Annotated in this window: 25 protein-coding genes; 17 read left to right on the top strand and 8 right to left on the bottom strand. The window is 40.8% G+C overall.

Annotation, left to right across the window (positions count from 1 at the left end):
* Window positions 1-381 precede the first annotated feature (381 nt).
* From hprK to J2Z32_RS15985, 4 genes are all read left to right on the top strand, one after another.
* Entirely contained in the window at window positions 382-1323 is a 942-nt protein-coding gene (gene hprK, locus J2Z32_RS16000; protein WP_210090176.1) for an HPr(Ser) kinase/phosphatase, read from the top strand.
* Window positions 1324-1482: 159 nt separating this feature from the next.
* Window positions 1483-2517, top strand: a complete 1035-nt coding sequence (lgt, locus tag J2Z32_RS15995) for a prolipoprotein diacylglyceryl transferase (RefSeq protein WP_210090175.1) — start codon at window positions 1483-1485, stop codon at window positions 2515-2517.
* A gap of 67 nt (window positions 2518-2584) precedes the next feature.
* Complete coding sequence (gene ppaX, locus J2Z32_RS15990; RefSeq protein ID WP_210090174.1) at window positions 2585-3229, top strand: pyrophosphatase PpaX; 645 nt, start codon at window positions 2585-2587, stop codon at window positions 3227-3229.
* A 4-nt stretch (window positions 3230-3233) separates the two neighbouring features.
* Window positions 3234-3731 carry an acyltransferase gene (locus J2Z32_RS15985; protein WP_210090173.1) on the top strand — a complete coding sequence of 166 codons (498 nt, stop codon included), beginning with the start codon at window positions 3234-3236 and terminating at the stop codon, window positions 3729-3731.
* A gap of 171 nt (window positions 3732-3902) precedes the next feature.
* Here J2Z32_RS15985 and J2Z32_RS15980 read toward each other — a convergent pair whose 3' ends face one another.
* Both J2Z32_RS15980 and J2Z32_RS15975 read right to left on the bottom strand, forming a co-directional pair.
* Window positions 3903-5417, bottom strand: coding sequence for a DUF4179 domain-containing protein (locus tag J2Z32_RS15980; RefSeq protein WP_210090172.1), 1515 nt, complete (start codon window positions 5415-5417; stop codon window positions 3903-3905).
* A gap of 1 nt (window position 5418) precedes the next feature.
* Window positions 5419-5937, bottom strand: coding sequence for a sigma-70 family RNA polymerase sigma factor (locus tag J2Z32_RS15975; RefSeq protein WP_210090171.1), 519 nt, complete (start codon window positions 5935-5937; stop codon window positions 5419-5421).
* Window positions 5938-6240: 303 nt separating this feature from the next.
* On the opposite strand from J2Z32_RS15975, the gene J2Z32_RS15970 reads away from it, so the two are divergent.
* From J2Z32_RS15970 to trxB, 12 genes are all read left to right on the top strand, one after another.
* Entirely contained in the window at window positions 6241-7449 is a 1209-nt protein-coding gene (locus J2Z32_RS15970; RefSeq protein WP_210090187.1) for an ATP phosphoribosyltransferase regulatory subunit, read from the top strand.
* 101 nt (window positions 7450-7550) lie between these two features.
* Entirely contained in the window at window positions 7551-8180 is a 630-nt protein-coding gene (hisG, locus tag J2Z32_RS15965) for an ATP phosphoribosyltransferase (RefSeq protein ID WP_210090170.1), read from the top strand.
* Window positions 8181-8183: 3 nt separating this feature from the next.
* Window positions 8184-9485, top strand: a complete 1302-nt coding sequence (gene hisD / locus J2Z32_RS15960) for a histidinol dehydrogenase (protein ID WP_210090169.1) — start codon at window positions 8184-8186, stop codon at window positions 9483-9485.
* A 41-nt stretch (window positions 9486-9526) separates the two neighbouring features.
* Window positions 9527-10126 (top strand): imidazoleglycerol-phosphate dehydratase HisB, encoded by a 600-nt coding sequence (gene hisB, locus J2Z32_RS15955; RefSeq protein WP_210090168.1) that lies wholly within the window; start codon window positions 9527-9529, stop codon window positions 10124-10126.
* A 4-nt stretch (window positions 10127-10130) separates the two neighbouring features.
* A complete protein-coding gene (hisH, locus tag J2Z32_RS15950) occupies window positions 10131-10757 on the top strand; it encodes an imidazole glycerol phosphate synthase subunit HisH (RefSeq protein WP_210090167.1) in 627 nt (208 codons plus the stop codon).
* Between the two features lie 63 nt (window positions 10758-10820).
* Complete coding sequence (gene hisA / locus J2Z32_RS15945; RefSeq protein WP_210090166.1) at window positions 10821-11555, top strand: 1-(5-phosphoribosyl)-5-[(5-phosphoribosylamino)methylideneamino]imidazole-4-carboxamide isomerase; 735 nt, start codon at window positions 10821-10823, stop codon at window positions 11553-11555.
* Window positions 11556-11697: 142 nt separating this feature from the next.
* The gene (hisF, locus tag J2Z32_RS15940) at window positions 11698-12456 is read left to right on the top strand and encodes an imidazole glycerol phosphate synthase subunit HisF (RefSeq protein ID WP_210090165.1); all 759 of its coding nucleotides are present in this window, start codon (window positions 11698-11700) and stop codon (window positions 12454-12456) included.
* Complete coding sequence (gene hisIE / locus J2Z32_RS15935) at window positions 12453-13223, top strand: bifunctional phosphoribosyl-AMP cyclohydrolase/phosphoribosyl-ATP diphosphatase HisIE (protein WP_210090164.1); 771 nt, start codon at window positions 12453-12455, stop codon at window positions 13221-13223. Before hisF ends, hisIE begins: the two co-directional genes overlap by 4 nt.
* 67 nt (window positions 13224-13290) lie before the next feature.
* Window positions 13291-14124 (top strand): histidinol-phosphatase HisJ, encoded by an 834-nt coding sequence (gene hisJ / locus J2Z32_RS15930; RefSeq protein WP_210090163.1) that lies wholly within the window; start codon window positions 13291-13293, stop codon window positions 14122-14124.
* Window positions 14125-14605: 481 nt separating this feature from the next.
* Window positions 14606-16336, top strand: a complete 1731-nt coding sequence (locus J2Z32_RS15925) for a tetratricopeptide repeat protein (protein WP_342453971.1) — start codon at window positions 14606-14608, stop codon at window positions 16334-16336.
* Window positions 16337-16481: 145 nt separating this feature from the next.
* Entirely contained in the window at window positions 16482-16946 is a 465-nt protein-coding gene (locus J2Z32_RS15920) for an NUDIX hydrolase (RefSeq protein ID WP_210090162.1), read from the top strand.
* 67 nt (window positions 16947-17013) lie between these two features.
* On the top strand, window positions 17014-17964 hold the full coding sequence (gene trxB, locus J2Z32_RS15915) for a thioredoxin-disulfide reductase (protein WP_210090161.1): 951 nt from the start codon (window positions 17014-17016) through the stop codon (window positions 17962-17964).
* Between the two features lie 61 nt (window positions 17965-18025).
* On the opposite strand, the gene J2Z32_RS15910 is transcribed toward trxB, so the two are convergent.
* The 5 genes from J2Z32_RS15910 to J2Z32_RS15890 form a co-directional block, all read right to left on the bottom strand.
* Window positions 18026-18628, bottom strand: coding sequence for a response regulator transcription factor (locus tag J2Z32_RS15910; RefSeq protein ID WP_210090160.1), 603 nt, complete (start codon window positions 18626-18628; stop codon window positions 18026-18028).
* A 96-nt stretch (window positions 18629-18724) separates the two neighbouring features.
* Complete coding sequence (locus tag J2Z32_RS15905; protein ID WP_210090159.1) at window positions 18725-19861, bottom strand: sensor histidine kinase; 1137 nt, start codon at window positions 19859-19861, stop codon at window positions 18725-18727.
* Between the two features lie 5 nt (window positions 19862-19866).
* A complete protein-coding gene (locus J2Z32_RS15900) occupies window positions 19867-20610 on the bottom strand; it encodes an ABC transporter permease (RefSeq protein ID WP_210090158.1) in 744 nt (247 codons plus the stop codon).
* Window positions 20610-21521, bottom strand: a complete 912-nt coding sequence (locus tag J2Z32_RS15895; RefSeq protein ID WP_210090157.1) for an ABC transporter ATP-binding protein — start codon at window positions 21519-21521, stop codon at window positions 20610-20612. The genes J2Z32_RS15900 and J2Z32_RS15895 overlap by 1 nt, the downstream gene beginning before the upstream one ends.
* A 172-nt stretch (window positions 21522-21693) precedes the next feature.
* Window positions 21694-22476, bottom strand: a complete 783-nt coding sequence (locus tag J2Z32_RS15890) for an MBL fold metallo-hydrolase (RefSeq protein ID WP_210090156.1) — start codon at window positions 22474-22476, stop codon at window positions 21694-21696.
* Between the two features lie 159 nt (window positions 22477-22635).
* Here J2Z32_RS15890 and J2Z32_RS15885 point away from each other — a divergent pair, with 159 nt between their 5' ends.
* The gene (locus tag J2Z32_RS15885; RefSeq protein WP_210090155.1) at window positions 22636-23058 is read left to right on the top strand and encodes an Lrp/AsnC family transcriptional regulator; all 423 of its coding nucleotides are present in this window, start codon (window positions 22636-22638) and stop codon (window positions 23056-23058) included.
* Between the two features lie 2 nt (window positions 23059-23060).
* Here the strand turns inward: J2Z32_RS15885 and J2Z32_RS15880 are convergent, their stop codons facing one another.
* Window positions 23061-23801, bottom strand: coding sequence for an ABC transporter permease (locus J2Z32_RS15880; protein ID WP_210090154.1), 741 nt, complete (start codon window positions 23799-23801; stop codon window positions 23061-23063).
* Window position 23802 lies beyond the last annotated feature (1 nt).

Raw genomic sequence — 23802 nt, 5'->3', positions numbered from 1 at the left:
TGTAATCTGCATGCGCATAAAAGAAGAACATCGGAAAGCCGTATGAGGGAAAACCTCACGTACGGTTTGATGAGGAGGGGCTGAAAAAAAAAAAACTCAGCCCTTTACTCTAGTAATTAAATGCAATGACATCACCCCCCTATATTTATTGTAAATTGGTTAAGCAACATTGATTTAAGCGTCATTTTCCTTTACGATGAATACATACTCCATTATGTAGACTTCATCATGTGAAGGTTTAATTTTAATTGTAATTATTTTATAGAGGAAGACATATGACAGCAGGTTAAATATATGTTTTCCTTACATAATTATTAAAACCACAGGTGCCCTCATAGTTAGCGACATTTAAGGGTATCGTATTGGGAAAAGGAGAACTCCATGGCAAAAAAGGTAAAAGTGTCTGAGATGGTGAACCAGTTTGGACTTGAGGTTGTGTCTGGTGAACAGGGGTTGAGTCGTACAATTACGGTAGATGATTTGTATCGACCAGGTTTAGAGATGGCGGGATATTTTGAATACCATCCACCTGAACGTGTACAAATTTTAGGGAAAACGGAATTGGCCTTTTATGAAATGCTACCTGAGGCGGAACGTATTAGTCGTATGGAACGTTTATGTAGCAGTCCTGATACACCATGTATTATTGTAACAAGATCATGGGCAGTGCCGCAGGAGCTAATTGATATTAGTACTCGTAACAATGTCCCTGTTTTACGTAGTAGTATGGCTACAACCATTTTGTCTAGTAGAATTACGAGTTTTCTTGAGCGTAAGCTTGCACCAACGGCAACGATCCATGGGGTATTGGTAGACGTGTATGGAGTTGGGATGCTCATTACAGGATCTAGTGGTATTGGTAAAAGTGAAACAGCATTAGAATTGGTGAAGCGTGGACATCGCTTAATCGCCGATGATGCGGTAGAGATTCGCCAAACCTCCGACAATCAGTTGCATGGTACGGCACCAGAACTCATTAGACATTTATTAGAAATTCGTGGCGTTGGTATTATTAATGTAATGACTTTATTTGGAGCAGGTGCAATTCGTAACAATAAACGGATTACGCTAGTTGTCAGATTAGAAGCTTGGCAACAAGATAAGCAATATGATCGTTTAGGTCTGGACGAGGAAACTACTCGGATTATTGATACCGATGTTCCACTTGCAACTATTCCTGTACGTCCTGGTCGTAACTTAGCTGTCATCATTGAAGTAGCAGCGATGAATTATCGCTTGAAGCGTATGGGCTACAACGCCGCATTGCAGTTTACTACGAAGTTAACAGAAACGATTGCTGAAGACATGGACGATCTTGAATAACCTCGTAGAGATACCAAAATGAATAATGATTTATAACTAGCAAAAATATAAGAATACATGTAGATATTAAATGATTAGTAATTGAACATTCTTGTAGTTGAATCTAGGGATTTTGCGTTATTAAAAATAATGCAAAATCCATTTTTAGGAGTGTGAGGCATGGCGACATTAATGATAGATCCAGTTATTTTTTCAATCGGTGGTTTTCTAACTATACGCTGGTATGGTCTCATATTAGGTATGGGTGCTTTAATTGGCTTATGGATAGCGATACGTGAAGGAAAACGCTTTGGCATCCCGCAGGAATTTTTTATGGATGTATTGCTATTTGGTGTTCCCTCGGCAATTGTAGGAGCTAGACTTTATTTTGTTGCCTTCAAATGGGATGACTATAAGGACAATCTATTGGATATTTTTAAAATATGGGAAGGTGGCATTGCCATATATGGTGCGTTAATTGGTGCCATCATCTGTGCAGTTATTTTGTTTAAAAAGCGTGGATATGATTTCTGGCGAATCGCGGATATTCTTGCACCAGGGTTAATTGTTGGACAAATGATTGGTCGATGGGGTAATTTCGTGAATCAGGAAGCTTATGGTGGGCCTACGACAGAAACCTTTTTAAGCGACTACCTTCACTTGCCTTCCTTTATCGTGGATCAAATGAATATTCAAGGTGTGTACCATCATCCGACCTTTTTATATGAGTCAGTATGGAGCTTGTTTGTTTTAATTGCCTTGTTTATTTTAAGAAGACAAAAATTTGTACGCGCAGGTGAAGTATTTTTTAGCTACTTCATTTTATATTCAATCGGACGCTTCTTTATCGAGGCAGTACGAACAGATAGTTTGGCATTTCAGGGTCCAGCATGGTTAGCTTCCTTTATAAACACGTTGTGGGCACCGATGGAGTGGTTAGGATTTGAGCATGGTGCATTAGATGCCGCGTATGGCAATATCCGTATCTCGCAGCTACTTCCGATCATTATTGTTGTTGTTGCTGTAGCATGGATCATTTATCGCCGTATGACGATTAAAAATCTTGCATATTATAGCGACCCGATTGTATCTACTAAAAGCAGTGGTGTAGATGAGTTGCCGCATTCGAATACTGCGAGTGGAAAAGAACAACATTCAATAGAAGCTAATAATCGCAAATCGGAAGATAGTCAGAAAATTGATGATAAAAGCTGAATACAACAAGTAAAGATTTAGCATAAATATTATAACTAGAGAGAGCAGTTGGATAAGGAGACTAGCTATGATTGACACTGTATTGTTTGATTTAGATGGAACGATTATAAATACAAATGAGCTAATTATTTCGGGCTTTTTGCACGTGCTTGGGGAACATACGGACAAGCCCTTTACGAGGGAAGAAATTATTCCTAATATGGGATTAACATTAGATCACCAATTTAAAATTTTTACAGGACTTGAGGATGTATCTCATTTAGCTCAAGCTTACCGCGACTATAGTAACATTCATCATGATAATATGGTCAAGGGTTTTCCAAATGTTAAAGAAGTGATCATGCATTTACAGGAGCAAGGGATAAAATTAGGCATTGTCACTACAAAAATGAAGGAAAGTACAAAACGGGTACTAGAGCACTTTGATTATCTAAAATACTTTGACGTCATTGTTACATTGGATGATGTGAAGGAGCCTAAGCCCAATCCAGAGCCTGTGCTTACTGCCGTAGAACAGTTAGGATCTGATCCGAAGCGGACAATAATGGTAGGAGATAGTCCAGCAGACATTCAGGCTGCTAATGCGGCTGGAGTTGTTTCAGTGGCTGTATCTTGGTCTTTAAAAGGAGCAGAGGTGCTTCGAAAATATGATCCTGCTTATGTCATTGATGATGTGACTGAATTGTACGGAATTATGAGATTGGAGTCATGATAAAGTGAGAAAAGTGGAGAGATATCCAGTAGAAGGAACAAATGCTTTATGGCAGATCTACCGTACGGTAAACCCAGTTAAAGGTGTACTGAATTTTATTTTTATTCAATGTGCTAGGTACTGTCCAATTTTACCTTTGAAAAACTGGATATATCGCCGTCTTTTGAAGATGAAGGTGGGGGAGCATACTGCCTTTGGTCTGATGGTTATGGTCGATGTGTTTTTCCCGCAGCTGATTTCGGTTGGAAGGAACTCCGTGATTGGCTATAACACCACGATTCTTGCGCATGAATATCTAATTAAGGAATACCGATTAGGTGAGGTTATTATTGGCGATGAAGTGTTAATTGGTGCAAATACAACCATTTTACCAGGTGTAACGATTGGAGATGGAGCCGTTGTTGCGGCAGGTTCTGTAGTGCATAAAGATGTGGAAGCTGGCACCTTTGTAGGTGGTAATCCACTGCGGGTGTTGGAGCGTAAAAGTGATGTTAAAGATTAATATAATATTAAGAAAATAATATGTTTGAGAAATTAGAAAGAAATCAAGCTTTGAGCGTTAGCAGAAAAATAGAGTTAACTGTGATTTGATGGAAATAACAAGAACAGGTAGATCTAGAGATGAAACAAGGTAATAGTCTCTGATCTACCTGTTTTTGCGTTTTTATGTCTACTACTTCTTTTGAATGCCGATTAAAGGGATATCAATCTTCTGTAAATGCTCTTCATAGAGATTATCTACAGTTAAAGTTAAAGGTTGAGCATATTTTTTAGTTTCAAGCTCTATTCTTAATGTTTGAAATTCTTTATCATCTGAGCTTAAATTTAAACTTTTATGTCTTTGCGTAGGTTGATATTCAACGCCATTGTTATCTTTTAGTTCTGAAATGAAGGTTAAAAGTTCATCTTCACTTCGATGTTTCTTAATTTTCAACTCTATTTCTGTTGTATTATTTGCTTTATAACTTTTTATCGACTCTAGATTAATTAACTCTGTCGAGCTAATAAGCTTCTTGTTAACAGTATCTATGACTAATTTAGGTTGCTCTTTGAAGCTATTCCTGATCCCATCTGCTTGGAATGTGATCGTATCATGCTCTAAATAATAAATACTGTCGAAATACACTGAGATCGTGTTGGCGTCCTTTTTATAGGCTTGAGAACCAATCCTGCTGATATTTTTAGTGGATAAATATGTTTCCCCATCTGTAATGGTCAAGCTAGGTAAAATAAAGCTATGAAATAAATCTACATTGGGTTTATTTATTTTAATTTGAAGCTCTGTACTCATTGGATGAAGGATCGCTTTTTCGATAATGAAATCATAGTTTGCTGATTGTTCCTGCTTATTAATTGGGATGTACTTCACTAAATCTGAATATACAGATTTGTCTATTGGAATTGAGACTTTAAATTCTTTGCCTATATCAAAAACTTTGTTCCTCTCTTCTTCGGTTAACAATTTAGACGAGATAAGTTTACTAAATTTAGGGAATGCTTTCATAATTAAATTTGTAGGTAATTCGCCTGATTTACTTAAAATGGTCACTTTGTTACGCATATGAAGACTATATTCGTCACCAACATTTAATATTTCAGTGGACAAATTTATAAATGTTTCTATAGGATTACCATTATCATCTAAAAATGAAAGGTCAGTGATGCTGTCATATGGTGAGCCTGGCTTCAAATTCATCGTATAAAATATTGTCGCACTTTTTCCATCTGCGATCACCCCATCTACTGTAAAAGAGAATTGATCCTGCTGGGATGTTTGGTTGATGGGTTGGTACAAGCCATTTTGGGCAGCTTTTCGTAAGGCTTGTGAGTTTAATTGGGCCACAATGTAATCAGGTATATTTTCCATTGAGCTTGTACTCGTACTCTCTGCACTTTGATTTACTAGCTTAGTCCAACTGGGTTGTAATGAAATTAACGTAAACAACAGAGCACACAGCACCACTGCACCCGTAGGTAGGCCCCATTTCTTAAAGCCATTTTTAAATCTTTTTTGCTTGTTGCCACGATCAATGCCTTTCTTAATGGCTGCTTGTAATTTATATTCTGGAATGGTAGGAAAAGTTGAGTTAAAATCAGAGCTAGCCTGCTCAAATAGTTGTTGAGTATGTTGCTGCCCCTTTTGTTTGCCCTTCTGTATAGCTTCATGTTTCGTCTGATGCCTAGCCATGTTAGTAGATCCCTCCTCGACTCATTTGAACCCGCACCTGCTTTAAACCTTGGTGGAGCCACGTTTTTACTGTTCCTTCTGGTTTATCTAAAATCGTTGCTATATCTGTTAATGTCATATCATGATAATATTTAAGAATAAGGACATGACGATATTTAGGCTTTAATTTATCTAATGCCGTCTGTAAATCCATTTTTTGAACACTTACCATTTCAATACTTTGTTGGACAGGCTCAATTTGCTCGGAGGTTGTTGTCCGCTTTTGCCGCCTTTGCTCATCAATACAGTAATTAATCAGAACACGAATGAGCCAAGGTATGAAGGCTTCTGGATCTCTGATATGAGAGCACTTGACCCAAGCTCGACATACCGCTTCTTGAATCGCTTCTAACGAATCGGCTTCATTTCTTAAATAGCTGAAGGCGATACGATAAAGCTTTTCTTGATGTGTAGTTATTAATTGCTCAAATGCTTGCTGATCCCCTTGGCAAGCCGCGAAAGCTAATGTATGTGTTGTCATACGATTAAAGTTCCTTCCTCTTCTCTCTATCTGTACTGGTCATAATCAAAACGCAAAATTATAGTATGCATACTTATATATTAAGACAGTCCATGCTACAAAACGGTTTTATTTTTTTATAATTGACGAAGCTAAAAAAGATATGATAAAATATCACTTAACTTTAGTTTGGTAGTATGGTAGTACTTTAATATAATAAAGCATATTATGATAAAGAAATTATAATAAATCTTACCCCAAAAGTATTAACTATTTATTGATGTAATTTATTTAATGAAAATATGAATGGATGAGGTGAGCTTGTTGTCTAAGCCTAAAGGATTTGAAAAACCAATTGGTGTACGTGATTATTTGCCCTATGCGGTAGATAAATTACGTGCCATAGAGAGCAAAATGTTAGCTTGTATGGCTAGCTGGGGATACCGTCAAATTATGACTCCAACGATGGAATATTACGAAACCGTAGGGACAGCAAGCTCAACCTCTGATCATAAATTGTTTAAGCTTTTAAATAACAGAGGGACGCAGATGGTGCTTCGATCGGATATGACCGCACCCATTGCTAGAGTAGTTTCATCACTACTTAAGGATGAGCCACTGCCTCTTCGTTTATGTTACCATGCCAACGTATTTAGAACGATTGAAGAGGAAGCGGGAAGAGAAGCTGAATTTTTCCAGACGGGCGTGGAGCTAGTTGGTGATGATTCAGCGGAGGCAGATGCAGAAGTTATTGCACTTGCGATCTCTTCCCTCCAAGCCGCGGGCGTATCTCAGTTTAAAATTGCGCTTGGGCACGTCGGTTTTTTGGACGGAATACTACAAGAGACATTACCAACCGCAGAAGAGGCGCGTGAAGGATTAAAAGGTAAGTTGCTAGAGCGTGATTATGTAGGTTATAAGGAGCTATTAGGTACGTTATCTTTAGCAGAAGGGCAGAGAAAAGAGCTAGAGGGCCTATTGCGCTTACGAGGTGGCAAAGAAATCTGTACGCAAGCCAAGCAATTAAGTCAGCATCCCCTTTCGATAGGTGCAATGGAGCATTTAATAAAGATATGGGATGTGCTTGAGGATTATGGCGTTGCTCAGCATGTTGTTATAGATTTAACGATGATCGGCGATTTTACGTATTATACGGGGATGACCTTTGAAGGTTACGCATCAGAGCTTGGATCACCGGTATGTAATGGCGGACGGTACGATAATTTGCTTCAGCAGTTAGGTCGTCCTGCACCTGCAACAGGGTTTTCAATTAAAACGAACCGCATTTTAGATGGAGTACATGGGCTTGAGGTAGCGTATGAGGCTCCGATTCTTATTACTTATGTTGCTGCTCGTCGTAAAGAGGCTTTTGGTCGTGCTAATGCTTTAAGAGAAGCAGGGCGCAAAGTGATTACTAGCGAATTCAATACAGCAGTAGATAAAAGCAACGATAGTGTGCACATGAGTGAGAAGACGGAAAGCAACCAAGAGCAAGGAAAACAATTGTATAGTGAGGTCATTATTTTTGATTAAATAGCGTAGAGCGGGAATAAGGTAGGAAAGTTAATTCATTTATACAAAATGCTGAAGATATAGGTTTAGTTATAGATGTGTAAAATGAGGGGGAGCGAAGCTTGGGCCAAATTATTAAGGTTGCGATGCCAAAAGGGAGAATTTATAAAAAGGCTTCTGAAATGTTTCGGATTGCTGGAATAAACATTCCAAAGGATGTAGATGAATCACGTAAGCTTGTTATTCCTTTACCTGATCTGGGAATGGAATTTATTATGGCAAAGCCTGTAGATGTGCCTACGTATGTAGAATACGGAGTTGCCGATATTGGTGTGGTAGGCAAAGATGTTTTGCTAGAGGAAAAGCGAGATGTATATGAGTTATTAGATCTGGGAATTGCGAGATGTCGGATGTCCGTCATTGGTTTGCCAGATTGGAAGCCAGGCATTCAGCAGCGTGTGGCTACAAAGTATCCTAATGTTGCTTCGCAGTATTTTCGTGAGCAAGGGAAGCAGGTCGAGGTCATTAAGCTAAATGGATCGATTGAGCTTGCTCCTCTTATTGGTTTGGCAGATCGAATCGTGGATATGGTAGAAACAGGACAAACGTTACGGGAGAATGGCTTAGTTGAGATGGAAAGTATATTTGAGATTACGAGTCGTCTCATTGCGAATAGAGTAAGTTATCGGATGAAAAATAGTGAAATCCAAGCGGTATGTGATGCACTGAGTAAAGTGATCGAGGGGGAATAAGGGATGCGAATCGTAGCGTTAGAGGAATTTAAGCTTCAGCGTGATGTGGACTATGGTACACCAGAGCAAAATGCAGATGTAAAGAAAATTGTAGCAGAAGTGAAGGCAGAAGGTGATCAAGCAGTATTAAAATATAGTAAGGAGCTTGATGGGGTAGCGCTCGAAGCCTCCCAATTGCGAGTAACAGAGCAGGAGCTTAAAGATGCATATCTGAAGGTAGAGCCTACATTTGTGCAAGCGATCGTAAGTGCTGCTAATAACATTCGTGCCTTTCATAGTAGACAAAAGCGGGAATCTTGGATGGATGTTCAGCAGGATGGTACAATTCTCGGGCAAATTATTCACCCATTACAGCGTGTTGGCGTATATGTCCCTGGGGGTAAAGCGTCATATCCCTCTTCGGTACTCATGAATGTGATTCCTGCTCAGGTGGCGGGCGTGAAGGAAATCGTATTAGTAACACCGCCAGCTACAGGTGGGAAGGAAGGTATAGACCCTTATATTCTAGTAGCGGCTGCAGAAGTAGGGGTGAAGGAAATTTATCGTGTGGGTGGTGCACAAGCGATTGCCGCACTTGCGTATGGTACAGATAGTATTAAGCAGGTCGATAAAATTTGTGGGCCCGGAAATATTTATGTGGCGCTTGCAAAACGTGAGGTCTATGGTGCAGTAGACATTGATAGTATCGCTGGACCAAGCGAAATTGCAGTGCTAGCAGATGAACATGCTGATCCTGTCTATGTGGCGGCAGACCTGTTATCACAAGCAGAGCATGATGAGATGGCATGTGCAATCCTTGTGACACCTTCAGTCTCCTTTGCTACAGCTTGTCAGCAGGAGGTGGAGCGCCAGTTGGCTGAGCTACCTCGTCAGGACATTGCTAGAGCTTCTATTCGAGACTATGGTGTCATTATCGTGGTGGATTCAATCGAGGCAGGGATAGATGTCATCAACAGCATCGCTCCAGAGCATTTTGAATTGATGGTAGAGGAGCCAATGCAATACGTGGGTAAGGTTGTAAATGCAGGTGCGATTTTTGTAGGTGCTTATAGCTCTGAGCCTGTGGGGGATTATTTTGCAGGCCCCAACCATATTATTCCCACAAATGGAACAGCTCGTTTTTCATCTCCAGTAGATGTGGACGATTTTATTAAGAAATCAAGTTTGATTTATTATAGCAAGGAAGCGTTACTTAGAGACGGAGACACCATTATTGAGCTAGCACGACGTGAAGGGTTAGAAGGACATGCTAGAGCGATTGAGGTTCGGTTAGCGAAGGAAGGCAAAGCACGTAAGGAACAGTAAAGAAGCCCTAAAACACAGGTTGAGAGGAATAGGTGATTATAATGAGTAATTCACAGGGACGTAGCAGTGAAGTAAGTCGCCAAACGAATGAAACGAATATTAAATTGTCCTTTGACATAGATGGAACGGGTAAAACGAACCTTGAAACCGATGTGCCGTTTTTAAATCATATGTTGGATTTATTTACGAAGCATGGTCAATTTAATTTGGATGTGAAGGCTCAAGGGGATATCGAAATTGATGATCATCATACGGTGGAGGATATCGGCATTTGCTTAGGGCAAGTATTTCGTGAAGCTTTAGGCGATAAAAAGGGGATTAAGCGTTATGCGAGTGTCTTTATCCCGATGGATGAAGCTTTGGCCCAAGTAGTTGTAGATATTAGCAATCGTCCTCACTTTGAGTATCGAGCGGAGTATCCGTCTAGTCGTGTAGGGAGTTTTGACGTTGAGCTTGTACATGAGTTTTTATGGAAGCTTGCACTTGAGGCAAGAATTACGTTACATGTCATTGTTCATTATGGTAAAAATACACACCACATGGTGGAGGCTGTCTTTAAGGCATTAGGACGTGCACTAGACGAGGCGACAAGCATAGACCCACGTGTAACTGGTGTGCCTTCAACGAAAGGAGTGCTGTAGTATCGTGAAAGTAGCAATTGTTGACTACGGCATGGGGAATTTGCATAGTGTGGGCAAGGCGGTAGAACGTTTAGGGCATCAAGTCATTGTAGCCGCTAGCCAAGCAGAGATTGAGGCGGCAGATGGTGTTATTTTGCCAGGGGTGGGTGCTTTTGGAGATGCGATGAAGCAATTGTCGCAGACCGGACTGGATAAAGTGCTACAGGATGTCGTTACACGTGGTCAACCGCTACTGGGGATCTGCCTTGGGATGCAGTTATTGTTTGATGAAAGTGTGGAACATGGCAACTATCAGGGGCTTGGGATTTTACCAGGCAAGGTGGTACGCTTTGTAGAAGGAGAGCTTAAAATTCCACATATGGGCTGGAATAAGCTACAGTTTAAAGCGGAAAATGATGCTTTGCTAGCAGGGTTAGAGGAAGGTTATGTTTATTTTGTCCACTCATATCATGTACTGCCTACAGATCGTGCTGATTTGTTAGCCGTTACAGACTATGGTCATGAGGTGACCGCGATTGTGGGACGTGGCAATGTTTATGGAATGCAGTTTCACCCTGAGAAGAGCAGTGAGTTAGGTATGGCTTTGCTGGAAAGCTTTTTAAATAATGTTGTTGGTAAGAAGCAAGCTTGAGTGGGAATGTAACTGTCAGCTGAGAGAATAGTCTTTGTAATGAAGTATAAGGGGGCCAGTGAGATGTCATTTATTATATATCCTGCGATTGATATTCGTGGTGGCAAGTGTGTCAGGCTAGTGCAAGGGGATTACAATCAGGAGACGGTGTACAACGAAAATCCGGTTGAGGTCGCAAAGGCTTGGGAACAGCAAGGGGGAAGCTATATTCACCTTGTTGACTTGGATGGGGCGAAAGCAGGTTATCCAGTTAATGACGAGTTAATCGGTCAGATTGCGTCAGCCGTTGGGGTTCCTGTGCAGGTTGGCGGCGGCATTCGAGATTTGGAATCGGTCAAAAGGTTGCTGTCGTTAGGTGTAAGTCGAGTCATTATCGGAACGGCTGCGATTGAGGACGAAGCATTTACATCCGCAGTACTACAGCAATATGGTGATCAGGTTGCGATTGGCATTGATGCTAGAGACGGCTATGTTGCAACAAGAGGTTGGTTAAACACATCTTCGATCCAAGCAGTGGAGCTTGCGCAGCAATTAGCGGCCAAGGGAGCGGAAACGTTTATTTTCACCGATATTTCTAGAGATGGGATGATGCAGGGTCCAAATGTAGAAGCTATCGTGAATTTAGCGAAGGTATCTGGTAAAACGGTCATTGCTTCTGGTGGGGTAACCGTACAGGAGGATTTATTGGCATTGGCACGTTATAAGGATCAAGGTGTAGGTGGAGCGATTGTAGGTAAAGCACTTTATACAGGGAATATTTCATTAGAAAAAGCGATTGCGGAAATACAGAAGGCGTAGCAGGTTATTAGCGATGTAGGGCATGACGACTTCAGGTGGGTAGTAATCTTCAGGTAAATAGTAATGATATCTGAATCTCACAATCGGGGTTAAGGTGGCAATAAGCTACAAGCTCATGTTAAAAAGAAAGGGGGGAAGCAGGATGTTGGCTAAACGAATTATTCCATGCCTTGATGTCAAGGATGGACGCGTGGTTAAGGGAGTAAACTTTGTCAATCTGCGTGATGCAGGTGATCCTGTAGAGCTAGCTGCATTGTATGATCAAGAGGGGGCAGACGAGCTAGTATTTCTTGATATTTCTGCTTCAAATGAAGGGCGTGCCACAATGGTCGAGGTGGTTCGGCAAACGGCTGGTGAAATTTCTATTCCATTTACGGTAGGTGGGGGGATTTCAAAGGTAGAGGACATGAAGACCATTTTACGTGCGGGCGCAGATAAGATTGGAATTAATACCGCGGCGGTGCTGAACCCTAAGCTAATTTCTGAAGGTGCTTCTTATTTTGGCTCCCAGTGTATTGTAGTTGCAGTCGATGCGAAATACAATGCAGATTGGGAAGAGTGGGAAGTCTATACACATGGTGGGCGCAAGCCAACAGGCATTAAGGCTTTACAATGGGTGAAAGACGTGACAAGCCTAGGTGCGGGTGAAATTTTATTAACAAGCATGGACGCGGATGGGACTAAAAATGGGTTTGACATTGCTTTAACTAAAGCGGTGAGTAGCGCTGTTTCTATTCCTGTTATTGCTTCAGGTGGAGCTGGAAAAAGCGAAGATTTTTATGAGGTGTTCACTGCGGGGCAAGCTGATGCAGCGTTAGCCGCAAGTATTTTTCATTATAAAGAGCTGGCAATTGAAGAAGTGAAGCAGCAACTTCGACTTAAAGGGGTGGAGATTCGATGAGTATGCCAATTTCGTCACTAAAGGATACTATTAAATGGGATGATAAAGGGTTATGCCCTGCTATTGTACAGGATTTTCATACTAAAGAGGTGCTTACGCTTGCTTATGTGAATGAGGAGTCTTTCTTGAAAAGCTTAGAGACAAAGCAAACTTGGTTCTGGAGCCGTTCACGCGCTGAATTGTGGCATAAGGGGGCAACCTCAGGGAATACACAACAAATTGTAGGCTTTCGTTACGATTGTGATGCGGATGCGATTCTGTTTGAAGTGGTATGTGCAGGGCCTGCGTGTCATACAGGGGAAACTAGCTGTTTCCATAACGTTGTGATGGCGGACGACGGGCAAGAGGGCGTAGCTGATGCATCTTCAGTTCAAAACGTAAACGTATCGGGGGCGAAAGGACAGCTGGAACAGCAAGTACAAAAGGTACAAGCTATAGCTGAACAAGGTTCGGCACAAGGCGCAGATGAGCGCTTTGCTGTTTTGGAAGAGCTAGAGCAGTTAATTGAGGAGCGATTCAAAACTCGCCCGGAAGGTGCATACACCACTTATTTATTTGAAAAGGGATTAGATAAAATCCTTAAAAAAGTAGGCGAAGAAACCGCGGAATCGATTATAGCGGCTAAAAATAATGATAATGCAGAGCTTCGTTATGAGGTGAGTGATCTCATCTATCATTTACTTGTGTTGTTGCGTCAGCAAGGGCTTGAATTGGACGAAATTATGCAGGAATTACAGCTTCGACATGAGCGGCCACGTAAGGATTAGTGTACCACGATAGAGTGAACTATTGATTTTTTCAAAATTGCAATTTGTTGTGAAGGGAGGTTGTTACATGCTAATTGACTATCATACTCACCATGCGCGTTGTGGTCATGCGGAAGGAACACTAGAGCAATATGTGCAGCAAGGGATTGCAAAAGGGATCACACAGCTTGGCTTATCCGATCATATGCCACTCATACACGTCAATCCTGCCACGTATTACCCTGAAATGGCGATGCCAATGGCTGAGCTTCCGTATTATGTAGAAGAAGTATTGCAGCTTAAACACAAGTACCGTGAGCAAATTGACATTCGCTTAGGACTTGAAGGTGACTATATTGAAGGGTATGAGGAAGAGATTGCCCGCATTATTGAAGACTATCCTTGGGATTATGTAATTGGTTCTGTTCATTTTTTAGGCGAATGGGATATTTCTGATTTTCGTCAGGTGCATAACTGGGAAGGTAAAGATGTGTTGAACGAATATAGACGTTATTATGAGGCGGTAAGCAAGGCGGCTAAAACAGGGTTTTATGATATTATGGGTCATTTGGATGTCATTAAACGTTTTGAGTATGTGCCAACATCAGATCATGCTGAGGAATGGAAACAGCTAGAACAGATGGCGCTTAAAGCTATTGCTGATGCTGGTGTAGCGATTGAGCTTAATGCTTCAGGTCTAACTAAACCTTGTAAGGAAATGTTTCCTAGCCGACGTATTTTAGAGCAAGCGCATCAATTACACATTTCTATGACCGTAGGATCGGATGCGCATCAGCCTGAAAATGTTTTTCAAAATATCGATATTGCGTTAAAGCTACTTTCTGAATTAGGCGTAAATGAGCTAGCCACCTTTCAGAACCGCAAGCGAGATATGATTTCACTAAAGTTAGCTGAGGCTTAAAAGTAAAAGGTTTTGGAAAGAGGAAGTTTGAAGGTAAGTAGTTTGAAAATTAGAAAGTAAGAAGTTTGAAAAGAGCAGGTGGAGGTATTGCCTAAGTGTAAGAATGTGGACTTTCCCTCCATCAACCCTAGCTGTCAGATTTATTCTAGCAACTAATATCTAGTTACATAATACTATTAATTACAGATTACTATTCTAGTTATCTTTCGTAGTCGGGACATATGTAGTTTTTGATGAATTTCCCACCGTCTTCTCTTCGATATATAGATCCAACGCTTTAATCCCTCTTGTAGCTAGTATTACAAATAAAACAAATGTGATGACGACCAATACTATTATTTTACATAATTCCCAACTTGGTTTTAACCTATTTTTTCTCTTTTATACAGGGAATGCTAGCAGATTCTACTCTTTTCCTCATGGGAGGATGTACATGACTATGGTATACTGTTGAGTGTGAGAAAAAGGAGGTGCTTTGCACTTGGACAATGAGAAACAGCCAGCTACAGCTGTCAAAAACAACGTCTTGCCTTTGACAATGGATGCAGGCTTTTTCTTTGAGAGAGCACTCTCTTCATTAGATCGGTATCGTTATGACAAGGCATTAAAATATTTTGGCAAAGCCGTTGAATATGAACCTAAAAATCCAGTGAACCATTGTAATATGGCAGGGATTTTATCTGAGATGGGAGATTATGCGGCGTCTAATGCTGCGTTGTTGCATGTTCTTGAAGAGATAGACCCAGAAATGACAGAATGCTATTTTTATATTGCTAACAATTATGCCAATATGGAGTTATTTGAGGACGCAGAGGAAGCCCTTGTGCACTACTTAGAAAAAGACAAAAATGGGCAATTTCTTGAAGAAGCAAAGGACATGATGGAATTGCTGCAATATGAGCTAAATCGTCCGACTAAGCTAAGTCAGATTAAATCACGAGAAGGTGTCTACGAGCATGAAAAGGCTCGGAAATGCTTGGAGACAGGACACTTTTCACAGGCGATTAACCTATTAGAGGATATTACACAAAAACAGCCTGATTTTTTAGCTGCACTTAATAATTTGGCATTAGCTTATTATTACCGCGGTGATTTTGAAGCTGCACATGCAGCCATTGCTAGTGTTCTTGATCAAGATGATGGCAATTTACATGCTTTATGTAATCTAGCTATTTTTTATCAACATCAAGGTGAAACCATTCTTCTTCTTTCGTTAATCGAAAACCTACGTAAAATTGTTCCATTTCATCAAGAGCATGTGTTTAAACTAGCAACAACGATGGGGATTTTAGGTCAGCATGAGATCGCATATGGACATTTTAGAAGATTACTTAGAACAATCGAGCATGGACATGATCCGAATTTAATTCATTATGCCGCCGCCGCTGCATGTAATACAGGTAGATATGAGGTTGCCAAAAAGCTTTGGTTACAAATTGAAAAGCTTGACCCTGCTCATGACACAGCGCAGTTTTATTTGAGCCAGCTAGAGGTGGCAGAGCATGGACAAGGGTTACCGATCGTTAGCTATCATTATCAGCTTCCATTTGAGGAGCAATTTAAGGATTGGGAATCGGTAGATGAATGGTTGCCTTCACAGGTTGATCAGAATCCACTATTGCGCTCGTCCCTATTTTGGGCACTTCGTCATAGTGATCGTCCTACTAAAATTGGAGTCGTTCAGTTACTAGGCAAGATAGGTGATGAGGAAGTGAAGCTTGCGCTCCAGGAGTTATTGCTTGACCCCAATGAGGATATGTACGTGAAGAACTTAGTGTTGTTTACATTGCGAAGCATGGGTGTAAATAAAGTCGTTCCTTTTCATGATGGAAATACGATAGAAATGGTAAGTACCGCAGTTGTTAAAACAACCTTACCGTTATGGAAAAAGGAGTGGCAAGGTGTACTTGATGTTGCCTTTGAACACTTGGCAAATCGAGGCGATTTAGAACAACAGCATGACGTGGAGACGTTATGGGTGCAATTTCTGACATTGCAGTACCCCAATATCCCAACAATCCAGTCTGTACAAGGATGGGCGGCAGCACTTGACTATCTTATCAGCAAGGTACATCAGCTAGATTCCTCTTATCAAATGATTTCTACTCGTTATGGGGTTTCTGCTTCAACGGTACGACGGTATGTAGAACGAATTGACACAGTGTGTCAGGTGAAGCAAAAAATTGCTGAGCAGATGTTTGTCGTTAGATAACATGGATTTTCACTGTCATAATAACAGCTTTAAGAGCATTGGCATAATTAAAACGATATGATTGGTAGATTTGATATAAAAGGCGTTCAAACAAAATAAAGTTTGGCGCCTATTTTTATATTGAGGTGGAGAGTGGAGTGACGCTATGGGTTATATTAGTGAGCTAAGGAAGTTAGTAGGGACAACACCAATTATTATGACGGGTGCATGTGTTTTATTGTGTGATTCTGGCCGGCTATTATTGCAGAGAAGAACGGATAATGGTTTATGGGGGACTCCAGGCGGCTCAATGGAGCTTGGTGAAACTTTAGAGGACGTTGCGAAACGGGAGCTTTTAGAAGAAACAGGTCTTGTTGCTCGTCAATTAACGTTAATGCATGTATTTTCAGGTCCTGAATTATATTATAAGTACCCCAATGGCGATGAGGTTTACAATGTTGTAGCCGCGTATATATGCACCGACTATGAAGGTGCTCTTCAAATGGATAATAATGAAGTATCCGAGTTAGCTTTCTTCGACTTTACCAGCCTACCTCTCCCCAATGAGCTATCTCCACCAGAAAAACCGGTCATCTCGAAGTTTTTAGAATATTTAATGAATGCTAAATGATGAATGATGACTCCTGAACTTGTCCATAATGATGATGATCTCATTGTTGGATAAGGAGGAAATTAATATGTATAAATCAGTCATAATCGGTACGGGACCAGCTGGCTTAACCGCGGCGATTTATTTGGCGCGTGCGAGCTTGAATCCACTTGTTATTGAAGGAGAGCAGCCTGGGGGTCAGCTTACAACAACAACAGAAATTGAAAATTTCCCAGGCTTTCCTGAAGGAATTCAAGGTCCTGAATTAATGGATGCGATGCGTAAGCAATCAGAACGCTTTGGTGCGAAGTTTCAGACAGGGCGGGCTTCTGCTGTAGATTTATCGTCAGGCTCTCCATTTACAATTACCTTAGAAAACGGTGAGCAATTAAGTACGGAGACAGTCTTGATCTCTACCGGAGCATCTGCCAAATATTTAGGCATTCCAGGCGAGCAGGATAATATCGGACGGGGAGTAAGCACTTGTGCTACTTGTGATGGCTTTTTTTTCCGAGGTAAAAAAATTATTGTGGTCGGCGGTGGCGATTCTGCGATGGAGGAAGCGGGTTTCTTAACACGTTTTGCGACTGAAGTAACAGTTGTACATCGTAGAGAGGAATTACGTGCTTCTAAAATTATGCAGGAGCGGGTGCAGCAAAACGAAAAGGTGAAGTGGGCATTAGGATATACCCCTCTTGCTGTGGAATCATCCCCTGAAGGGGTTGTGAAGGGATTAAAGGTGCGTGGCTTGGATGGATCAGAGAAGCTAATTGAAGCCGATGGGGTATTTGTCGCTATAGGTCATACTCCAAATACTAGCTTTCTAGCACAGCAGGTCAAGCTGGATGAGCATGGATATATCGTAGTGAAGCCTGGTACATCGTTAACGAGTGTAGCGGGCGTATTTGCTTGTGGGGATGTACAGGATAAAAAATATCGTCAGGCAATTACCGCAGCAGGCTCAGGCTGTATGGCAGCGATGGATTGCGAAAAGTACTTAGAGGGCGATATGGTGCATGACTGGGGAGGCCTATTATAAATAAAATTTGTAATGATCAAGGCTTACTAGTGGATCAGCATTAGATCAGAGTAGGTGAGTACTAGATCCACCCATTTTCTTTAGCGATACGCACCGCTTCAATACGGCTTTTTACCTCAAGCTTGCTTAAAATTTCAGATATATAATTTCTGACGGTACCATGGGTTAAGTGCAAAGTGGCTGCAATATCATTGGCGCTATCTCCATTTGCGACTAGACGCAAAATATCTCGTTCGCGTTCTGATAACGGATTAGCTACAGAAGTGGAACCAAAAATTAAGGCGGGGGAAACCTCCCGATGTCCTTGCATTACGCGACGGATCGCTTCCGCTAAGGTGTCACTTGACTCGTCTTTAAGTAAGTAGCCACGGACATCAGCGGCCACAGCACGTTCAAAATAACCAGGTCTAGCAAACGTAGTTAAAATGATGACTCGACACGAGGTGCCTAATGCGTGGAGCTGCTCGGCAATATCTAAGCCGCTTCGCTTAGGCATTTCAATGTCAATGAGACAAATATCAGGCTGGAGCTTGGTTATAAGCTGGAAGGCTTCTTCTCCATCTTCGGCTTGACCAATAACCGTTAAATCATCCTCCAAATCAAGTAATGAAGCAAGGGCCCCACGCAACATGCGTTGATCCTCGGCAATAACGATAGAAATCATCTTTTACCCTCCTATACGTAATCGAATCCTAAGTGTATGTCCTAAGCACACCCTAAGTACGTCCTTAAGAAATCCTATATACGTTCAAATTATGTCCTAGTCATGCTTTTTAACAGCAAGTGGAACTGCAATTTTTAATGTACTGCCACCATCCAGAGTTGATGCCAGTTCGAGATGACCTTCAATGAGAGCTAAGCGCTCTTTAATCCCTTTCAATCCATTGCCACCTTGCTGTAGTTGTAGTAGTTGTTGGTTAGGAATTCCTTGCCCGTTATCCTTAATGGTCATATTGATGACGCTTGATGAGATCTCAAAAGAAATATGACAAGCTGTTGCATGGCTGTGCTTAACGATATTTGTGATGGCTTCTCTTATACACATGCTAAGTATATTTTGGATCAATGCAGGTATATTCGCTGTCGCCCCGCCACCTATCTCCAGATTAATATTAGCTGCCTCTAAAATATGTTTGGATTCAGCAAGCACTTCTTCAATCGTAATCGTACGCATATCGGATACAAGCTCTCTGACTTGACTGAGTGCAGCTCTTGAGGTTTGTTCGATTTCCTTTGCCTCTGTAACAGCAAGAGTGGGATCACGAGGAATTAGCTTACTGACAAGCTGACTCTTAAGTGTTATTAACGTTAACGTATGACCTAACGTATCATGAAGGTCCCTTGCGATCCGCATCCGCTCCTCTTGTTGGATCAGTGTTTTTATTTGCTCATTTGCTTCCACGAGTTGCTTTTTTAATTCCTTTTTTTGTCTACCAGAACGTGTTCCAAATGGAGTAATAATCATGACCATTAAAAATGGAATTGCGAATAATAGATCTTCTAATTGTAAGCCTTGAAAAAAACCAATACTAATCGGAATCATCTCGGTAATAATCAAGGCAACAATAGCTCTTTTAAATTTTTTGTTTTCTGTATAATACCCTATTGAATATGCCGTAAAAAAGCCCATGTACAAATAAAACGGATTGATCCATAAAGAGAACAGTAAAATGATAGCGAGCTGGGTAGCGATCCAATAATCATATTTTTTCTCAGCTACCCAATATAAACGCTGATAGGAAAACAGGAAAATGACAATTAATAATAAGCCACCGTATAGCTTTAAGCCACTTTCCTGAAGTGTATAGGTTAAAGGAATTAGCAAATAGATGGGCCAAATATATGGGAATATTCCATATTCTTTAGGAAACAGGTTATAAAGACGACCAGCCTTCAAAACGATTACACCACCCGTTGTTTTTTTCTTACATATACGGATAATATCATAAATAAGATGAAGTAACCGAGAAGAATAAATACATTTTTCCAGTCAAAGGCTTCACCGTGTACAATCCCCCATGCGCCATTACCAAAGCTAAACGAGGGCATCCATTTACCGATTTTTTGCAAAAAGTCTGGTAGAACGTTAATTGGCATCCACATGCCACCACTTATCGCTAGTAACATATATACTACATTACTTACACCACTTGCTGTATCCACCTTTTTCATTGAGCCTATTAATGTACCAAGTGCTAGGAAAGGGAGGGAGGCGATCAAAATCCAGCCTGCACAAGCCAACCACTGAAAGGCACTTAAGGTAACGCCATTAATCAAATAACCTGCAATAAAAATGAATATAATTGAAAATAAATGAACGATCGTTTGCCCAATCATTTTGCTCATAAAATAGACAGAGGGTGGAAGTGGTGTAACGGAAATATAAGTCGTCCAGCCTTGAGTTCGCTCCTGTACAAGTCTAATTCCGAGCGTCATAATTGCGGACCCCATTACACTAAAGGTGGTCATAGACATTAAGTAATGTCCTTGCCATAGCTTTGCATCGTCTACCCCTGTACTGATCACTCTCGTAAATAAAAAGTAAAACATAATGGGCATCATTAGAGACCAGAAAATGTAATATCTATTACGGAATAAACGTAGTATTTCAGCACGACATTGTGATAGTAACATCTGAGTTCTCATTATTGTTCACCTCTTGGTTCAATTGTAAGCTGCTCAAAGGCTTCATCTAGCCGACCTTCATTAATTTGAATATCATAAACAGGTAATTCGTGCTTGAAAATACACCGTAATAAATCGTCAGAATTTTGGGTTGGGATCACAATTCTACCTTGCTGTTCATGATAACCATCATCTGAGAACAGTGCTTCTAGCTGTGCATATAGCTCATCGTTATTAATTTGTTGTGGCAAAAAGGATACTGTCCGCTGCATTAGCTTAGCTTTTATGTTAGCTGGGGTATCATCTGCGACAATTTTTCCTTGATTAAATAATAGGATTCGGTCTGCAGCATCATCGGCCTCTTGTAGATAATGTGTACTGAAAATGATCGTTTTCCCTTGAGAAGCAAGCTTTCTTGTATCTTCCCAAAAGTGTCTTCTTGCTGTTGTATCTAAGCCAACGGTAGGCTCATCAAAAAACAAAATATCTGGATTGCCTGCAAGCGCAAGGGCAAAGTTTAGACTACGTTTTTGTCCGCCAGATAACTTATCTGTAAACCGGTTTAGGTCGGTTTGAGAAAAGCGAGTTAACTTAATTAATTGTTCCATGCTAAGGGGATTGTGGTAATAGCTTCTTACAAGTGTGAGTAATTCATGGATACGTAAAGAGTCCATCACACTCACTTCCTGTAGCATTACACCTATTTTCTCTCGCACAAGAGGGGAAGAAGGGGTGTGGCCCAAAATATTTACCTTTCCAGAGGTAGGTTCCATTAAGCCGAGCATCATAGATAAGGTGGTTGTTTTGCCTGCGCCATTGGGGCCAAGGATTGCTGTGATCGAACCTTGGGGAATTTGAAAGCTGATGTTGTTTACCGCTTGTTTATCTTTGAATTTTTTACTGACCTGCGTCAGCTCAATGACATGATTCATCACGTGTTCCTCCGTTACGTTTATTGGTGATGAATTCATTGTAAAATAGCTTGCAGGTCAGTATTAGTGGGGGATGTCATGATATTGTCATGACAACTGTCATATGCATACAGTGCTTGAGCGTGGAGCTATGTTGCTGGTAGGGCTTATAGTTTGCTGTAAGGCTGGTAGTTTAATGAAAGCTGATTTTTTCGCCATCCTCTGGAATAATGACTTGATTTGTTAAATTGTGCTCATCTACATATTTGCGAAGCTGCTCCCGAGTCACTAGACAATGATTGATGGCATCCATGTGCACAGCAACAATTTTGCTGCCAGGGGTCTCCTCACATAATTTAGTAATGTCATGTTCATCCATCGTAATTGGATCACCTGTTACGAATCTGGCCCCGCCTGCATTGGCAATAATGAGTGTAGGCTGATACTTATGAAGTGCCATAGCTACATCCTCACACCAAATGGAGTCCCCAGTAACATATAAAGTGGGTTCATCCTCTGCGGTGATCACAACACCGGATACTGTGCCCATCCGTTCTCCGATTTCACCCGTACCATGCTGCCCCCCTGTACGATATATTTGTAAGCCAAAAAATGAGATGGGCTTATCTAAGGCGTCTACATCATCCCTGTCAGGGAATGCTGTAACATGTAAAAAACCAGCATCTATAATGACTTGTTTATTTTCAGGCTGACATAATATAGGTGTAGATTTAGGTAATGCATTTGCTGCTACAGTATCCCAATGATCTAAATGAACATGGGTGACAATAACAAGATCAGGATTTGACCACTTATCCATCGAAGCTGGTAATGGGATTAGTGGGTTTCTTTTATCATTAGGTGTATTGGGAAAAGGGGGAAATTGCTCCTTATCCGCAAACATGGGATCGATTAATAGTGTCTTTTCTCCATACTTAAGCCATATTGAGGCATGTCGTATTAATTGTATGTCCATCGTAATCTCTCCTTTTCTTGCCCAGCATTTTGCGTTTGGTATAGTTGTTATTATAGATAGAATAAGTAATGATAAACATAATCTAATGAAAGAATATACTTATTATAATTTACATGATGAAAGTACGTTAAAACACCATAGAATTGGAAAATTTCAAAAATGAGTAAAATAGATCAGTTGGATAAACATATTATGGATTTATTAATTGAGGATTCAAGACTTACTTATAAGGAGATTGGAAATAAAGTCCATCTTACAGGCCAAGCCGTTGGCGCTCGGGTTAGAAAATTGGAGGATTTAGGCATTATTCAAGGTTATACGTTACGCTACAATCATCACAAAATAGGGGATCACGTTCATGCTATGGTTACCGTGTTCTTAAATTTGGCGACAAGTCATCATACATTTATTCAGTTTGTGCACCAGCATCCGGAAATTGTAGAGGTGCATCGGGTAAGTGGAGAGGGATGTTATTGGATGAATGTATACACTGCTTCTAATGATAAGCTTAATGCTATTTTGGAGGAGCTATTAAAGTGGGGAAATTACAGAGTGAACTTATCATTAGAGCAGGTGAAGTGAATTTAAATCTCCTTTTTACAGAAATGTAGTAGACCTACAGCTAAGAAGAGCACAAAGCTGCCTAAGACCGTAATCATTAGATTTTGCAGTGGCAAGTTAAAAGCGCCAAAGGTATATGTCTCGTTGCCCACTTTTGGCATCATAGCTAATAAAGGCTGAGCCCAAGGATAAAAAGGCCCAATTTTCCCTGAATTTACGATCAGCAAATTAGGAATCGTAAAGGCTACATTAATTGCCAAAGGTGCAGCAAAGCTAGACCAGCTTAATGAAACGCCTAATTGGAGTGCAACAAGTGGCAGACAAGCAACCCAACCCCCAATGAAGCTACGGAGTAATACCGACCAAGGGATAGATTGATCAATACCATGGATCATGCCTGCACTAAGGATGGCTAGCAAGGCTAAAAGCTGGCAAAACGCAAGTAGTGCCATAATAATTACAAATTTAGTAAAATAAACTTGTGCTCTACCGACAGGTAAAGTGAGGAGCTGCTTCCACCCACCCCCAGTATGCTCATACCGGCAAATAAATGCAGGTAACAGTCCTGACACTACGGGTAGCATAAATACTGCATGTAGGATGATGCTTTGCAGAATAAGGTTCTCCCAGGGAAAAGACGTTGTGTTAGCTACGGTGAGTCCGATTAGAAACACAAACATGGGACTGATTAGCATAAGTAGCCAAATGTGAGAGCGCGACATTTTAAGACGTTCGGAGGCACATATTTTAAAAAAAGTAGTCATA

Source organism: Paenibacillus turicensis (assembly GCF_017873435.1).
GTDB lineage: Bacteria > Bacillota > Bacilli > Paenibacillales > Paenibacillaceae > Fontibacillus > Fontibacillus turicensis.
This window is presented reverse-complemented; position numbering and strand designations above follow the sequence as displayed.

Excerpts from the sequence above, each read along its gene's own strand:
- hprK (WP_210090176.1), top strand. The coding sequence starts at position 382 with ATGGCAAAAAAGGTAAAAGTGTCTGAGATGGTGAACCAGTTTGGACTT.
- lgt (WP_210090175.1), top strand. The coding sequence starts at position 1,483 with ATGGCGACATTAATGATAGATCCAGTTATTTTTTCAATCGGTGGTTTT.
- ppaX (WP_210090174.1), top strand. The coding sequence starts at position 2,585 with ATGATTGACACTGTATTGTTTGATTTAGATGGAACGATTATAAATACA.
- J2Z32_RS15980 (WP_210090172.1), bottom strand. The coding sequence starts at position 5,417 with ATGGCTAGGCATCAGACGAAACATGAAGCTATACAGAAGGGCAAACAA.
- J2Z32_RS15975 (WP_210090171.1), bottom strand. The coding sequence starts at position 5,937 with ATGACAACACATACATTAGCTTTCGCGGCTTGCCAAGGGGATCAGCAA.
- hisD (WP_210090169.1), top strand. The coding sequence starts at position 8,184 with ATGCGAATCGTAGCGTTAGAGGAATTTAAGCTTCAGCGTGATGTGGAC.
- hisB (WP_210090168.1), top strand. The coding sequence starts at position 9,527 with ATGAGTAATTCACAGGGACGTAGCAGTGAAGTAAGTCGCCAAACGAAT.
- hisA (WP_210090166.1), top strand. The coding sequence starts at position 10,821 with ATGTCATTTATTATATATCCTGCGATTGATATTCGTGGTGGCAAGTGT.
- hisF (WP_210090165.1), top strand. The coding sequence starts at position 11,698 with ATGTTGGCTAAACGAATTATTCCATGCCTTGATGTCAAGGATGGACGC.
- hisIE (WP_210090164.1), top strand. The coding sequence starts at position 12,453 with ATGAGTATGCCAATTTCGTCACTAAAGGATACTATTAAATGGGATGAT.
- hisJ (WP_210090163.1), top strand. The coding sequence starts at position 13,291 with ATGCTAATTGACTATCATACTCACCATGCGCGTTGTGGTCATGCGGAA.
- J2Z32_RS15920 (WP_210090162.1), top strand. The coding sequence starts at position 16,482 with ATGGGTTATATTAGTGAGCTAAGGAAGTTAGTAGGGACAACACCAATT.
- trxB (WP_210090161.1), top strand. The coding sequence starts at position 17,014 with ATGTATAAATCAGTCATAATCGGTACGGGACCAGCTGGCTTAACCGCG.
- J2Z32_RS15910 (WP_210090160.1), bottom strand. The coding sequence starts at position 18,628 with ATGATTTCTATCGTTATTGCCGAGGATCAACGCATGTTGCGTGGGGCC.
- J2Z32_RS15900 (WP_210090158.1), bottom strand. The coding sequence starts at position 20,610 with ATGAGAACTCAGATGTTACTATCACAATGTCGTGCTGAAATACTACGT.
- J2Z32_RS15895 (WP_210090157.1), bottom strand. The coding sequence starts at position 21,521 with ATGAATCATGTCATTGAGCTGACGCAGGTCAGTAAAAAATTCAAAGAT.
- J2Z32_RS15890 (WP_210090156.1), bottom strand. The coding sequence starts at position 22,476 with ATGGACATACAATTAATACGACATGCCTCAATATGGCTTAAGTATGGA.
- J2Z32_RS15885 (WP_210090155.1), top strand. The coding sequence starts at position 22,636 with ATGAGTAAAATAGATCAGTTGGATAAACATATTATGGATTTATTAATT.
- J2Z32_RS15880 (WP_210090154.1), bottom strand. The coding sequence starts at position 23,801 with ATGACTACTTTTTTTAAAATATGTGCCTCCGAACGTCTTAAAATGTCG.